The organism is Nocardia sp. NPDC058244, from assembly GCF_042882065.1.
Lineage (GTDB): Bacteria > Actinomycetota > Actinomycetes > Mycobacteriales > Mycobacteriaceae > Nocardia.
The window spans coordinates 547,621-561,390 of the sequence record NZ_JBHVWX010000003.1 but is presented as its reverse complement, the minus strand read 5'-3'; the positions used below and the strand labels follow the sequence as shown (position 1 = coordinate 561,390).

The 13,770-nt window shown below is 70.6% G+C and carries 13 protein-coding genes; 4 read left to right on the top strand and 9 right to left on the bottom strand.

Going from position 1 to position 13,770, the window contains the following annotated elements; translation table 11 throughout:
• Positions 1 to 10: 10 nt before the first annotated feature.
• Positions 11 to 1,492: an aldehyde dehydrogenase gene (locus tag ACFVW6_RS12330; RefSeq protein WP_378831839.1), complete on the bottom strand. Its 1,482-nt coding sequence runs from the start codon at positions 1,490 to 1,492 to the stop codon at positions 11 to 13.
• A gap of 285 nt (positions 1,493 to 1,777) precedes the next feature.
• Between ACFVW6_RS12330 and ACFVW6_RS12325 the strand changes: the two genes are divergently transcribed.
• Positions 1,778 to 2,956, top strand: a complete 1,179-nt coding sequence (locus ACFVW6_RS12325) for a CaiB/BaiF CoA transferase family protein (RefSeq protein WP_378831837.1) — start codon at positions 1,778 to 1,780, stop codon at positions 2,954 to 2,956.
• The gene (locus ACFVW6_RS12320; protein WP_378831835.1) at positions 2,953 to 3,690 is read left to right on the top strand and encodes a nitroreductase family protein; all 738 of its coding nucleotides are present in this window, start codon (positions 2,953 to 2,955) and stop codon (positions 3,688 to 3,690) included. The genes ACFVW6_RS12325 and ACFVW6_RS12320 overlap by 4 nt, the downstream gene beginning before the upstream one ends.
• A gap of 56 nt (positions 3,691 to 3,746) precedes the next feature.
• On the opposite strand, the gene ACFVW6_RS12315 is transcribed toward ACFVW6_RS12320, so the two are convergent.
• From ACFVW6_RS12315 to ACFVW6_RS12305, 3 genes are read right to left on the bottom strand one after another with little or no spacing between them, the layout of a single operon-like run.
• The gene (locus ACFVW6_RS12315) at positions 3,747 to 4,967 is read right to left on the bottom strand and encodes a globin domain-containing protein (RefSeq protein ID WP_378831833.1); all 1,221 of its coding nucleotides are present in this window, start codon (positions 4,965 to 4,967) and stop codon (positions 3,747 to 3,749) included.
• On the bottom strand, positions 4,967 to 5,437 hold the full coding sequence (locus ACFVW6_RS12310; RefSeq protein WP_355281232.1) for an Rrf2 family transcriptional regulator: 471 nt from the start codon (positions 5,435 to 5,437) through the stop codon (positions 4,967 to 4,969). Before ACFVW6_RS12310 ends, ACFVW6_RS12315 begins: the two co-directional genes overlap by 1 nt.
• A gap of 58 nt (positions 5,438 to 5,495) precedes the next feature.
• Positions 5,496 to 6,743, bottom strand: coding sequence for a CoA transferase (locus tag ACFVW6_RS12305; protein ID WP_378831831.1), 1,248 nt, complete (start codon positions 6,741 to 6,743; stop codon positions 5,496 to 5,498).
• 170 nt (positions 6,744 to 6,913) lie between these two features.
• Between ACFVW6_RS12305 and ACFVW6_RS12300 the strand changes: the two genes are divergently transcribed.
• Positions 6,914 to 7,249 (top strand): carboxymuconolactone decarboxylase family protein, encoded by a 336-nt coding sequence (locus tag ACFVW6_RS12300; RefSeq protein ID WP_378831829.1) that lies wholly within the window; start codon positions 6,914 to 6,916, stop codon positions 7,247 to 7,249.
• A gap of 79 nt (positions 7,250 to 7,328) precedes the next feature.
• Here the strand turns inward: ACFVW6_RS12300 and ACFVW6_RS12295 are convergent, their stop codons facing one another.
• The 3 genes from ACFVW6_RS12295 to ACFVW6_RS12285 form a co-directional block, all read right to left on the bottom strand.
• Positions 7,329 to 7,811 (bottom strand): nuclear transport factor 2 family protein, encoded by a 483-nt coding sequence (locus ACFVW6_RS12295; protein WP_378831826.1) that lies wholly within the window; start codon positions 7,809 to 7,811, stop codon positions 7,329 to 7,331.
• A gap of 111 nt (positions 7,812 to 7,922) precedes the next feature.
• Positions 7,923 to 8,123, bottom strand: a complete 201-nt coding sequence (locus ACFVW6_RS12290) for a hypothetical protein (protein WP_355281240.1) — start codon at positions 8,121 to 8,123, stop codon at positions 7,923 to 7,925.
• A gap of 124 nt (positions 8,124 to 8,247) precedes the next feature.
• Positions 8,248 to 9,126 carry a helix-turn-helix transcriptional regulator gene (locus tag ACFVW6_RS12285; RefSeq protein WP_378831824.1) on the bottom strand — a complete coding sequence of 293 codons (879 nt, stop codon included), beginning with the start codon at positions 9,124 to 9,126 and terminating at the stop codon, positions 8,248 to 8,250.
• Positions 9,127 to 9,306: 180 nt separating this feature from the next.
• On the opposite strand from ACFVW6_RS12285, the gene ACFVW6_RS12280 reads away from it, so the two are divergent.
• Positions 9,307 to 10,914 (top strand): sigma-54-dependent Fis family transcriptional regulator, encoded by a 1,608-nt coding sequence (locus tag ACFVW6_RS12280; protein ID WP_378831822.1) that lies wholly within the window; start codon positions 9,307 to 9,309, stop codon positions 10,912 to 10,914.
• Positions 10,915 to 11,030: 116 nt separating this feature from the next.
• On the opposite strand, the gene ACFVW6_RS12275 is transcribed toward ACFVW6_RS12280, so the two are convergent.
• Both ACFVW6_RS12275 and ACFVW6_RS12270 read right to left on the bottom strand, forming a co-directional pair.
• Positions 11,031 to 12,464 (bottom strand): MmgE/PrpD family protein, encoded by a 1,434-nt coding sequence (locus tag ACFVW6_RS12275; RefSeq protein ID WP_378831820.1) that lies wholly within the window; start codon positions 12,462 to 12,464, stop codon positions 11,031 to 11,033.
• Between the two features lie 104 nt (positions 12,465 to 12,568).
• Complete coding sequence (locus tag ACFVW6_RS12270; RefSeq protein ID WP_378831818.1) at positions 12,569 to 13,630, bottom strand: LuxR C-terminal-related transcriptional regulator; 1,062 nt, start codon at positions 13,628 to 13,630, stop codon at positions 12,569 to 12,571.
• Positions 13,631 to 13,770 lie beyond the last annotated feature (140 nt).

Sequence of the window (13,770 nt, the reverse complement as noted above, 5' to 3'; positions counted from 1 at the left end):
GGTGTCTGTGTCAGGCCAGGGTGTCCAGCAGCGGCTGCGGCAGGCCGTAGGACTTGAGCTCGACATAGGCGTCGAAGCCCTCGATCCCGGCCTCGCGGCCGATGCCGCTGTTCTTGAATCCGCCGATCGGCGCGAAGAAGCCGGCGGGGGTGCCGTTGAGTTCGACGGTGCCGGTGCGGATATGGCGGGCCACGGCCAGGGCGCGCGCCGGGTCGGCGGCGAACACCGAGCCGTTGAGGCCGTAGTTCGAGTTGTTGGCGATCTCGATGGCCTCGGCCTCGGTGTCGAAGGTGTGCACGGTCAGCACCGGACCGAAGACCTCCTCCTGGGCGATCGCGGCGTTCGGGTCGACGTCGGCGAAGATCGTCGGCTGGACGAACCAGCCGCGGTCCAGGCCCTCGGGCCTGCCGCCGCCGGCGAGCACCTGGGTGCCCGCGTCCCGCGCCGCGGCGATGTAGCCCTCGACCCGGTCCCGCTGCGCGCGGCTCACCAGCGGGCCCACCTCGGTCGCCGGATCGAACGGATCGCCGACCGGCATCGAGCCGATCATGTCGCGCAACCGGTCGTAGAGGTCGTCGCGCAGCGAGCGGGCCACCACGATCCGGGTCTTGTTGCTGCACACCTGGCCGCTGTTGCGCAGCGAGAGCGCGCGGATGACCGGCACGGCCGCGTCGAGGTCGGCGTCGTCGAGCAGCACCGCCGCGGACTTGCCACCGAGCTCCAGGGTGACCCGGCGCAGGTCCTCGCCACAGATCGCGGCGATCCGGCGGCCCGCCGCGGTGGATCCGGTGAACGAGACCTTGTCGATGCCGGGGTGCCGCACCAGGTGCTCGCTGACCTCGCGCCCGGCGACCACGACATTGAGCACGCCCGCGGGCAGCCCGGCCTGCTCGAAGATCTCGGCCAGCAGGTAGGCCGAGAGCGCGGTCTCCGGTGACGGCTTGAGCACCACGGTGCACCCGGCCAGCAGCGCGGGCGCGAGCTTGATGATCGCGATCTGCAGCGGGGCGTTCCACGGCACGATCGCGGCCACCACACCGACCGGCTCGCGAGTGACCAGCGCGTTGCCGGTGACCGAGCGGCGGATGTCGGACCACTGGTACTGCGGCGCGAGCTCGAGGAACGCGTCGAGCAGCATCCGCGTGCCCATCGACTGCATCCTGGTGGACAGCGTGATCGGGCAGCCCATCTCGGCGCTGATCAGCCGGGCGATCTCGTCCTGGCGCGCGGCGAGCCCTTCGCTCACGCGGGTGAGCACGGCGATCCGCTGGGCGAGTTCCAGGCGCGGCCACGCTCCGCGGTCGAACGCGGCCCTGGCGGCCGCGACGGCGGCGTCGATATCGGCTTCGGCTCCGTCGGCTACGCGGGCCAGCACCGCTTCGGTGGCGGGCGAGATGACCTCGAAGGTGCGGTCGGTGGCCGGAGCCACCCACGCGCCGCCGATGAACAGCTTGTCGAACTGTCCTTGCCAAAGCTCTGTCTGAACACTCATTGAGGAGACCTTCTCGTTCTCTATGGCGATGGTTGCCGACCGGAAAAGACCTGGTCGGCGGCGGTGCCACGGGTCGGGCCGTCGATGGTCTGTGACCGGAGTCGTGTAAATTATATGATATAACGTAGCTCACCGGCTGACTTCGCTGTGTCGGGGACCACTTCCCCGGGTATGGCGATCGCCTGGCTCATCTTCTGTCGCCGGTAATCCACTCCATGTGACCGCCGCCACGAATGGTCCGGTAATAATATATAATATGAGCCAGTGAGAGAGGGAGACAGGGCTATGCAGCACAAGCCACTCGACGGCATCCGGATCCTCGAGATCGGGGGATACATCGCGCTGCCGTTCGCCACGTCGATGCTGTGCGCGCTCGGCGCCGAAGTGGTGAAGATCGAGCGCCCCGTCGTCGGCGAGGATTTCCGTCGCCACCAGAACGACGGCAGCCCGTACTTCCGTCAGTACAACACCGGCAAGCGCAGTCTCGCGGTGGATCTCAAGCGTCCCGAGGGCGTCGACCTGGTGAAGGCGCTGGTGCCGCACTTCGATGTGGTGCTCGAGAACATGCGCCCCGGCAAGGTGGCCGCCATGGGTCTCGGCCCCGAGGAGTGCCGGGCCCTGCGACCTGACATCGTCTACGGCTCGGTGACCGGCTTCGGCAACGGCGGCCCGCTGTCCGACCGGCCCGCCTACGACACCATCGGCCACGCCTTCGGCGGCCTGTACTCCCTGTTCGGCGACGAGGGCAGGCCGCAGCTGACCGGTGGCCTGAGTGCCGACCTGGTCACCGGCCTGAGCACCGCCGCGGGCGTGCTGGCCGCGCTGGTCGGCCGGCTGCGCACCGGGGAACCACAGCACGTGGAGACCTCGATCATGGAGGCCGTCAGCGTGCTCGCCACCGACGGGATCACCCAGGCCTTCGAACTGGGCGCCGACCCGACCCGCGAGAGCAGGCATCCGCAGGCGCAGAATTTCTGTGTGAAGACCGCGTCGGGGGAGTTCCTCGCGGTGCACCTGTCCTCGTCGCAGAAGTTCTGGCAGTCGCTGTGCCGGGCGATGGACCGCCCGGACCTGGCCGAGGACCCGCGCTTCGCGGAGTACCGGCCGCGCGAGGCGCACTACTTCGAGCTGGCCGAGATCGTCGAGGCGGAGTTCGAGCGGCGCACCTTCGCCGAATGGGAGAAGGCGCTCACCGCGCAGGACGTCCCGTTCGCGCCGGTGCTGTCGATGACCGGCTACGTCGACCACGAACAGGTCGACTGGCTGCGCATGGTCGAGCCGCAGGACGACGGCCTCGCCCTGGTGCGCCCGCCGTGGCGGTTCGACGGTGAACGCCCCGATCGTCCCGGCGCCGCACCGCGCGTCGGTGCCGACAGCCGGACCGTCGCCGCCGAGGTGTACACCGCCGAGCAGATCGAGGCCCTGATCGCCGCCGGCGTGGTCTCGGTGGAGGATCGAGGATGACCGAGCACACCGACACGCTGGCCGAGGCCCCTGCCCTCGCGCAGAACGGGGATCGTTCCGCCTACCTGGCCGAGCTGCTGACCAGCCGCTGGAGTTGCCGCGCCTACGACCGGCGCGAGGTGCCGCGGCCGGTGATCGAACGGCTGCTGAGCCTGGCGCAGCGCTCCGCGTCGTGGTGCAACACCCAGCCGTGGCAGGTCATCGTGACGAGCGGTGCCGGGACCGAACGGTTCCGTGCCGGGCTGGCCGAGTACTCGGCGGCGCACGGGGCCGACCACGGTGCCGAGTTCGAGTTCCCACCACCCGGCGCCTACACCGGGGTATATCGCGAGCGGCGCCGCGCCAGCGGCTGGCAGCTGTACGAGGCTGTCGGCGTGGCACGCGGCGATCGGGAGGCGTCGGCGCGCCAGGCCTTCGAGAACTTCCGGCTCTTCGGCGCACCGCACGTCGCGATCGTCACCACCGACGCCGAACAGGGCGTCTACGGCGCGGTCGACGGCGGCCTCTACATCGGCACCTTCCTGCTCGCGGCCGCCAGTCTCGGGCTGGCCGCTGTCCCGCAGGCCGCGCTGGCGGGCCGCTCCCGGTTCATCCGCGGGTACTTCGACATCCCCGCCGACCGCAAGATCCTCGCCGGGATCTCGTTCGGCTATGCCGCCGCCGATCATCCGGCCAACAGCTACCGGACCGCCCGTGCGCCGCTGAGCGAGGTCGTCACCTGGCGGGACGAGTAGCGGAAGACAGTGTCGTCTTCCCGTCCGCCCCGGCCGACGGGCCGGGGCGGACGCCCTCATCGACGCCAGTCGGTGGGGGTGAACTGCTCGATGTGCACCTGCCCGGCCGGGACGCCCGCCGTGGCCAGTTGCGCGCGGACGCCATCGAGGAACGCGTCGCCGCCGCACACGTAGATCTCGGCGTCGCCGGGCAGCGTCACCGCCGACAGATCCAGCCTGCCGCGGTGGGTGCCCTCGGCGCCCTCGGTGTACCAGAACGCGACCTCGGCGCGCGCGAGGCGGTCGGCGAGGTCGAGCACCCTGGCACGCAAGGGGTGCGTCGCGGCCTGGCGATCGGCGTGCAGCACCTGCACCGGCCTGCCCGGATCTCGGGCCGCGAGGTGCTCGAGAATGCCCACCATCGGCGTGACGCCGATACCGGCCGAGATGAGTACCAGCGGTGTGTCCGCATCGGGGTCGATGGTGAGATCGCCGAAGGGCAGCGAGATCTCGAGCGTGTCGCCGGTCGTGACTTGCTCGTGCAGCCAGCTCGACACCTCCCCGGCGGGGCAGCCCGCCGCCGCGGCGACCGGCTTGACCGCGAACGACAGCGTGCCGTCCCCGCCCGCGCCGATCAGGCTGTACTGACGCAATTGGCGTCCGCCGTCGGATAGCCGGACACCCACCGAGATGTACTGACCCGCGACGAATCCGGGCAGCTCCTCGGCCGGATCGACGGCCCTGACCCGGAAGACGGCGACGCCCGCCGGATCATCGACGCGCTCGGTCACCGTGACGGCGCGGAACACCCGGCCGGGCTGCACCCCCGCGTCGGTGTAGAGCTGCTTCTCCAGGTCGATCAGGGCATCGGCCATCAGCCAGTACACCCGGTCCCACGCGTCGGCGACCGGCGCGGTGACCACCTCGGCGCCGAGCACCTCCACGATGGCCGCGAACAGATTGTCGTGCACCACCTGGTACTGATCGGCGGTGATCCCGAGCGAGGCGTGCTTGTGCCCGATCCGGCGCAGCATCGCCGCCGGGTGCGGGAGCGCGGGGTCGACGAGATAGGTCGCGAACATCGCGATCGAGGCGGCGAGCGCGCGCGGCTGGCTGCCCTGGGCCTGGTTGCCGCGGTTGAACAGGTCGCGCAACAGGTCGGGGTGGTTGCCGAACAGCGTCCGGTAGAAGACGGTGGTGATCTCGTCGACGGCGGCGCCGATCGCCGGGAGGGTCGCCCGCACGATCTCGGCCTGGGCCGCGGCGAGTTCGGGGTGGACGCGGGTGGGTTCGGTCATCAGGGCTCCTCGGCCTCGACGGGCGGACGCCGCGCTGTCTGCGCGCGCAACGGCAGCAGCTGCCCGGCCGAGCCCGCAACGAGATCGGCCACGGTGAACCGGTCGAGCTCGCGATAGAACGCCTCGGTGGCCTGGGCCAGCGCATGGCGCAGGCGGCACCCCGCGATCATCGGGCACGTCGGCGGCCCCGCGCAGTCGACGACCTCGGGACGCTGTTCCAGTTGCCGGATCAGCGTGCCGAGCCGCGTCGAGCGCGCGGTGCCGGTGAGGACCAACCCGCCGCCGCGGCCACGGGTCGTCGCGATCACGCCCACCTCGACCAGGCGTGCCACCACGGTGGACACGGTGCGTTCGGACGCACCGACCTGGTGGGCGATCGCCTTGATGGTCACCCGGTCACCGAGCTGGTCGGCGGCGGCCAGTCGCATCACGGCGCGCATCCCGATATCGGTCGACGCGGTCAGCTGCATGCCATCGACGCTACCGCCCGGCGAACCCGGTATCCGCCCTGATCAGCGGTGTCTTCGATTACGCACGGCGCTGCGTAATTGCCGTCACAGGCCGAGGTCGATCCGCGGCGATGACACCGGCGGCGCGCAGCCGGGACAGCTCGCCGCCGCCGAGCCCGAGCACCTCGGCGAAGACCTGACAGGTGTCGGCCCCCAGCGCCGACGCGGGGCCGACCGGGCCGTAGCCGTCGTGCTCCCGAATCGGGCTGTGCGCCGAGATGACCGGCCCGATCCCGGGCTGGTCGAGTTCGGTCAGCACGCCGCTACCGTCGCCCGCCTCGAAATCGGCGACGACGTCGCTCATCTGCCGGTAGCGGCTCCACAGCACACCCGCGTCGGTGAGCGCGTCGCCGGCCGCGTCGAGGGTGAGGCCCGCGAACCACGGCCGCATCACCGCGGCGAGGGTCTCCCGGTGGACATACCGATGCGACTCGTCGGCGAAATCGACGCCGAATGTCTCCGCCAGCGCCGCGATGACCTTCGCGGTCCCGGTCGCCGTGCACAGTGCCTGCCATTGCCGTGGCGTCAGCGCGACGACCATGACGCGCCCACCGTCGGCGGTGACGAAGTCGGCGCCGAACGAGCCGTACATGTAGTTGCCGTGCCGTGGCCGGTCGCCGCGTTCGCGAACCTCGCTGAGCCACCCCAGATTCGCGACGCCGGCGAGCGCGACATCGGCCAGCGCGATCTGCAGGTGCGACCCCTCGCCGGACCGTTGCCTGCGGTGCAGCGCGGCGAGCAGCGCCGTGGTCGCGGTCATGCCGGCGACCAGGTCCCACGCGGGCAGCACATGATTCACCGGCGTGCGCGAATCGGCGGGCCCGGTCAGATCGGTGACGCCGACCTCGGTGTTGACGGTGTAGTCCACCGCGGGCCCACCGCCCGCCTGGCCGCCGATGTGCACCTTGATCACGTCGGCGCGCCGGGCCGCCAGCGCCTCGTAGGAGAACCACGGTCGCCCGACCGCGTTGTCGACGACGATGCCCGCGTTCGGGCCCGGCGCGGTCGCCAGCGCCAGCACCAGTTCCCGGCCCTGCTCGCTGCGCACATCGACGGCCACCGACCGCTTCCCGCGATTGAGCGAATTCCAGTACAGGCTCTCGCCGTTGGCGCGCGCCACCGGCCACCGCCGGTAGTCCGGCCCGCCGCCGAGCGGGTCGATCCGGATCACCTCGGCGCCGAGCTGGGCCAGCGTCATGCCCGCCGACGGACCCGCGACGAAACTGGCGAACTCGACGACCCGCAGTCCATCGAGCGGGCCCTTCATCCGCGTGCCGTGTGGTCGAGGTGGCCGGGCTCGTGCATCGCGTCTCTCCTTCGTTCGCGGCGAACGGCCGCACCTTCATTCGAATATAATATATCTAAACAGCCTCGGCGGGTGCCGCCGGTGGCCTACGGCGCGGACCGAACTGCCACTGAAAACCCGGAGGACAGACCATGACGGAGAACACCCCGACCGCCACCCCGGCCCAGCGACTGATCGGTGACTTCGCGCCGAAACTGGTCTCGCTCACCGATGACGTTCTGTTCGGCGATATCTGGGCCCGACCCGAACTCGGCCCCCGCGACCGCAGCCTGATCACGTGTGCCGTCCTGGTCGCCGGGGGCAACACCGAACAGCTGCGTGGTCATCTGACCCGGGCGGTCGAGAACGGGGTCACCGAGGCGGAACTCGTCGAGCTGATCGTGCACTCGGCCTTCTATGCGGGCTGGCCGCGCGCGGTGTCGGCGATCCTGGTCGCCAAGGAGCTGTTCGGCGGTGACGCCGAGTAGCCGGGCCGGATCGGATCCGATGTCAGCCGACGGGATCCAGGCGCGGGGTGGTCGCGGCCGCGATGTCGGACACCCTTGATCAGGCGTATTGCAGGTCCGCGCGAGGGATGCGGCCGTCGGTGATGGTGAAGTCGAAGCTCGCGCGGAAGTCGCCGCCGCTGTTGCGGTCGACCCGGACCAGCAGGCGCTGTCCGTCGGCCCGGCGCTCGCCCACCTCGAGCACCTGGACGGAGTAGCCGGCGACCTCGGGGACGGCGAACCCGGTGCGGATCTGCTCGCGTCCCTCGAAGCGGCGGTCCGCATCGATCAGGACGGCGTCGTCGGTGAACAGCGCGGCCATCGCGTCGGCGTCGCGGGCGTTCCACGCGTCGACGAACGCCGTGGCCACCGGGTCCATCGCGGCCGCCGATGCCGGCGCGATCGGCGCGAGCGACGACGCCGCGGGGGCAGGGGAGGGGTCACCGCTCGAAGCGCAGCCGGTGACGGCGATCAGCACGCCGAGTCCGATCGCGGGGATGAGTCGCCGCGCCCGGTGCGGGGCGCGGAGGTGAGCTGTGGGCATGTCCTCATGTCCTTTCCCTGGAGTGCGTAGGCCCAGGTTATGGACGATTCGGAGGGCGAGGGAGAGCCTGGCGGTACCCCTGACGGGCGGGGTGCCCCGCCCGCGTTCACCTCAGGAGGCGGTCATCCGCCGCATCGAGACCGGCGCGCGCCAGCCGCACGGCAGGCCGCAGGTGGCGACGACTTCGCGGTCGATCGAACCGTCCGCGAACCGCTGGGTGACCAGCGAGGCCGATGCCGGGTAGCCGCAGGCGCCGCAGCGCCCGAAGTAGTCGAGCAATTCGTGAACGGTGGTGTGGGTGGGCGCTGACACAGCTGTACTCCGGTGTCGAGAGGTGGGTCCGTCGGACGGCTGACCGACAAAGGATTATGCATAATATATTTACAGGGTGCGGCGAGATCCGCCACCGACGTGCTGTTCACACCGGGGCGGTCACTCAGTGGGGGTGTTTCACCCGCTCCGTGTCGGCGGCGGGCGCCGCCCAGGACATGAGGATGCGCAGTTTGTCGTGCGAGCTGGTGCCGGGATCGGCCGACCACAGCACCAGCTGCTGATCGGTGTCGCCGGTGTCGCGGAAGGTGTCCCAGTTGAGCGTCAGCTCGCCGACCTCGGGGTGGATCAGCGTCTTGGTGCCGAACTCCTGTCGCGTGACGTGCCGCGCCGCCCACCACTGCCGGAACTGTGCGTCGGCGATGGACAGTTCGCCGACCAGCGTGGACAACTGTGGATCGGTGGGGTTGGTCGCCGCGTCCATGCGCAGGATCGCCACGCAGGTGCGGGCCACCGCTTCCCAGTCGGCGTAGAGCGTGCGCATCGCGGGATCGGTGAACACCATCCGGACGTAGTTACGCTGTCGCGGCGCCATCGCCGAGAAGTCGGTCAGCAGCGCGGCGGCCAGGGGGTTCCAGGCGAGGATGTCGAGATTGCGCCCGAAGATCAGCGCGGGGGTCTCGCCGAGCTGATCGAGCAGGCGCTGCAATTGGGGGCGAACGGGTTTCTGCCCGCGCCGGACCGCGCGCCGACCGCTGCGTTTGGCCAGATTCTCCACGTAGTCGCGCTGGGTGTCGTCGAAGCGAAGGACCCGCGCGAGAGCGTCGAGGACCGGTTCGGACGGTGCGAGCCTGCCCTGCTCGATCCGGGTGTAGTAGTCGTGGCTGATCGCGACGAGGTCGGCGACTTCCTCGCGCCGCAGTCCGCTCACCCGGCGTGGGGTGTTGCTGTGCGCGGTGAGGCCGACATCGGCGGGGGTGAGCTCGCCGCGCCGTGCCTTCAGGAAGGCACCCAGCTCGCGCAGGTGGGGGGCTCGGTCGGTCATGTAGTCGAGGATAGGTCGGTCACGGGGCCGCTGCCTGGGAGTATTCGTTCCCAGGCAGCGGCCGGGGCTGGGTTTCGCGGATCTCGCCGGTGGGTGACAGTATTGTGTATAAAATATTTATTGTCGGAGATCACAGACTCAACCGCGGTGCATGACGCGTCGGGACAGGGTGGTGTTGGCGTGACCACGAACTCGCTGCAGGCGTATACGGAGACCTCGTCGCGGGCCGACATCCGGGCGTCCTGGACTCGTTCCCGCATGAGCGGCTTGCGCGAGGACGCCACGCCCCGGCTCGACATCGACGACAAGGTCACCGACGGCGGGCTGGCGCGCGCCGCGTACCCGGTCCTGCGCCGCACACTCTCCGAGATCGACGGGAGCCGGGTCGCGCTGGTGCTCGCCGACCAGTCCGCCCGGCTGGTCGAGGTGCGGGGCGCGACCGCCGCCATCTCCGCCGCCGTCGAACGGGTGGGCCTGGTCCCCGGGGTGCGGCTGAGCGAGGACCGGATCGGCACCAATGCCCTGGGCACCCCGGTGGAGATCCGGCGCAGCCTGCTCGTGCGCGGGCCCGATCACTACATGTCGGTCTTTCGAGACTTCACCTGTTACGGGCACCCGATCTTCCACCCGGTCACCCGGCGGCTCGAAGGCGTACTCGGGATCGGTGGCGAGTTCGAGGAGGACCACCGGCTCTCGGCGCCGCTGGCCCGGCGCATGGTGCGTGACATCGAGGACCGGCTACTGCGCGACTCGCCGCGGGCGCAGAGCAGGCTGATGGGCGCCTTCCAGGCCGCGGCGAGCCGCCGTGGCAGGCCGATCGTGGTCATCGGCGACGGGCTGGTGCTCGCCACCCCCGCGGCGCTGGATCTGCTCGAACCCGCCGATCACGCGGCCGTCCGGGCCTGCGCCGAGGAACTGGGTACGGGAACCGCCGAGAGCCATCGCCTCACCCTCGCTTCGGGACGTCAGGTCATGCTGACCTGCGAGCCGATCGACGGCGCCGACGGCGTCCTGGTCGACATCACCACCGATCGGGTGATCCGGCGGGCGGCGGCGGCCGACCGGACGGTGCGCTGGCCACTGCTGGTCATCGGCGAAGCGGGCACGGGGCGCAGTACCGAGGCGCGCGCCGCCACCGGCCCCGGGGCGATCGTGCTCGACGCGACCGAGATCGTGCTGGTCGGTGAGAAGTCCTGGGCGACAAGGATGGAGCGGGTGCTGGCGAGCCGCGGGCCCGCCGTCGTCGTGGAGAACATCCAGTTGCTCTCCGCACAGCTCACCGCGCTGCTGGCCCAGCGCCTGCGCGAGACCCGACGCCACGTCGCGCTGACCTCGACGCCCGGCGACCACCTCGACGACCTCCACACCGCGCTGCCCGCCGTATGCAACGACCGCAGGGAACTGCTGCCGCTGCGGCGGCGCAGGCACGAGATCCCCGCCCTCGCACAGCATCTGCTCACCGAGGTGTCCGGCCACACCAGGACCAGATTCACCGCCGAGACGCTGCGGGTGCTGGCCGCCCAGCCCTGGCGCGGCAATGTCGCCGAACTCCGGCGGGTGGTCGAACTCGCGGCGAGCGCGCGCTCGGCGGGCGACATCATCCCGTCCGACCTGCCCGTCTCGCATCGCGGCGGACCGGCGCCCAGTTCTCCGTTCCACGAGGCCGAGCGCGACGTCATCGTCGCAGCCATCGAGGCGGCGGGCGGCAACAAGCAGCAGGCCGCCAGGGCGCTCGGTGTCAGCCGGTCCACGCTCTACAACCGCATCAGGGCACTGCGTATCGCCTAGCCGTACGCGACGACATCGGCACGCGACGTGGGGTGCGTGCCGATGTCGTTGCGTACGTGCAGAATACGAAGGGGCCCCGCCCGTGTAGGGGGCGGGCGGGGCCCTTCTCGGCGGGCTCAGTCGTTCGGGCCGCTGGGGGTGAGCAGGCGCATCACGGTGCCGAAGTCGTCGATCCGATCGACGCCGAGGACCGCCTCGACGACCTGGTCCATCCGGGACTTCGACAGCACTCCCTCGGCGTTGACACGGAACTTGGCGACCAGCTCGTCGGTCGTCATCCTGGTGCTCGGATCAGGGGAGGGGCTGCCCTTCGGGTAGGTGCGCTCGGCGCTGAACGTCGTGCCACGGGCGTCGACCTCCACCCGGGTAGGCCGGGCCGAGGGGTGCGTGGACAGTGCCTGGAAGTAATCCGGGTGCGGCGCGAAGGTGACCTTGTCCATCAGGCCGAGGACCGAGTCGCTGAACACCAGTTCCGGTGCGTGCCACGCCCGGCTGGGCACCACGCGGTGCGCGCCGACCGCCAGGCCGTGCGCGATGTCGAATTGCGCGTCGTGGGTCTTCTCGATGACGCGGCTCTGCCACAGCGGATGCATGACCGCGGCCTCGCCCCAGCAGCGGATCGCGTCGATCTCGCCGGGCGCGATGTCGTCGGTCTCGAGGATCTCGGTGAGCGCGTGCAAGGGACCGTGCAGGATCCGGCAGTGCGGGTACGGCTTGTAGGACTGCTCGGTCAGGAAGCGCCATTCGGTGCCGAGCGCGTCGGTGAGGTTCGACGGTTCCCATCGCCGGGTGCCGATGAACCTGCGGAAGCCGACCTCGGCGTCGTCGAGGATCTCCAGGTCGCCGGTGTGGCCCAGCTGGGCCATGTGCACCGCGGTGAGCGTCGCCTGGGTGAGGGTGCCGGCGAGCAGGTACTTCAGGGTCGAGCTCGGGGCGTGCTCGATCCACGGCCGCATCGCGTTGACCGGTGCGGTCGCGGCGGCGATGCCCAGCGCGTGCGCGAGGGTCTCGGTGGACTGGCCCGCGAGCTTGCCCGCGGCCGCCGTGCCACCGAAAACGGTGACGCTGTAACCGATCACGGGGGACAGGTTCATCGAGTCGTGCTGCACGTCGCGCAGGTAGTCCATCGACTTGTAGAAGCGATAGGACATCTCGTGCGAGAGCGCGACGGCGGCCAGCACCTCGCGGCCGGATCGGCCACGGCTCTCGGCCATGGCCATCGTGGTGGGCAGCACGTAGGGCGACACGTGGCCGGGCGGGAGCACGGCGTCGAAGTCGAGGGCGTTGATCAGCTCGCCGTTGGCGAAGGCGGCGCCGAAGATCGAGACCCGGTCGGCGGTGCCGATGACCGTGGCGTCACCGTCGGTGCCGCCGGTCAACCTGCCGTACTCGATGCCGATCTTGCCCTTGGGCTCCTCGACCGCGCCGAGCGCGCAACCCATCGCGTCGAGCAGCAGTCGCTTGGATTCCTCGACCGCCTCGGGTGGCAGGGTGTCGAAGTCGGCCTTCGTGGTGAACTGCGCCAGCTGCTCGACGATCGTGTCGGCCATGAGTGTCCTCTCGCGGGCGCGGCAGGTCGGGGACCCACCGCTGGATCTTCTCGCATTATATAATATATGGCGAGCCTGGTGGCGTGTTCCGACGGCCGTCGCGGTCAGCGGGGAGTGGGCCGGCGCAGCCAGGAGGCCACGGCCTCGGCGCGGTTCGCCGCGCCGAGTTTGCGCAGGATATGGGTGATGTGGGTTTTCACCGTCGCCTCCGAGATCGCGAGTTCGCGCGCGATCCGGCGGTTGGCCAGGCCCGCGGCCAGCAGGTCGACGACCTCGATCTCGCGCGCCGAGAGTGCGGGTGCCGCGGTGCTCGGCACCGGTCCCGGGCTCAGTATCCGGTCGAACCCGGCGCGCATCGCCGTCAGTCCGTCGAGTAGTAGCGTGCCCGCCATGGCCTGGCCGAGGCCCTCGGCGAACACCGCGAGCATCGCGCGCGCGGTCGGGTCCACCTCGCGCCGCTGGAAGTAGAAGTCGCCGTGGACCAGCCCGGCCACCGCGCCGTTCACGATGAGCGGGGCGACGGCGTAGGAGCTGCACCGGGTCATCGTCACGATCGGCCGGACCACGCGGGGATTGTGCTGGACGTCGAAGACCAGGCCCGGCCGGGCGCGGGCGACGATGTCGCTCTCGACGAGCTGTCCGTCCAGGGTCGGCGGCGCTTCGCGGCCCGCGGCGACGACCTCCTCGGCCCACCGCTGATCGTCGGCGATGAACATCGTGTGCATGTTCCACGTCGGGCCGTCGGTGGTCGAGACGAGGGCGCGGTCGAAACCCATGGCCCCCACCGATTCCGCCGCGCGGGTCAGCAGCTCGTCGGTGCTGCGGGCACCGCGCAGCAGTGCGATCGCCTCGCCGGTGCGCCGTAGGTCGGCCGCGCCGTCGGGGGCGCGCGCGGCGGCCAGTTCGGCCTCGACGGCGCGGATGCGCGCGAGCAGCGCGGTGGCGCGGGCCAGGTCGGTGGCCCGCGCGGGTTCGGTGACGAGCGCGACGACGGCGTCCCAGATCTGGTTCAGCAGCTGGGCGACGCCGGCGAGGGAGCGGGGGCCGGGCGGGGTGATCCGGCGGCCGAGCACCTCGGCGGCGTCGGTCAGCACGGCGGACAGGCCGGGCACCGGCTCGACGTCGAGCGGTGTGTCCCGCCGGTGTGTCATCGTCTCGATCGCCACGTGCCAGCTCCCTGTCTTTACCACTGTTGTGCAGAATATTCAATGCATCTGTCGATGTGGGGTCTTTGCCCGAATCGTTGTCGAACCTGTCCGTTCGCATCGTCCGCTGGTCGGAGCGGAATACGACTTCCGGATGACTG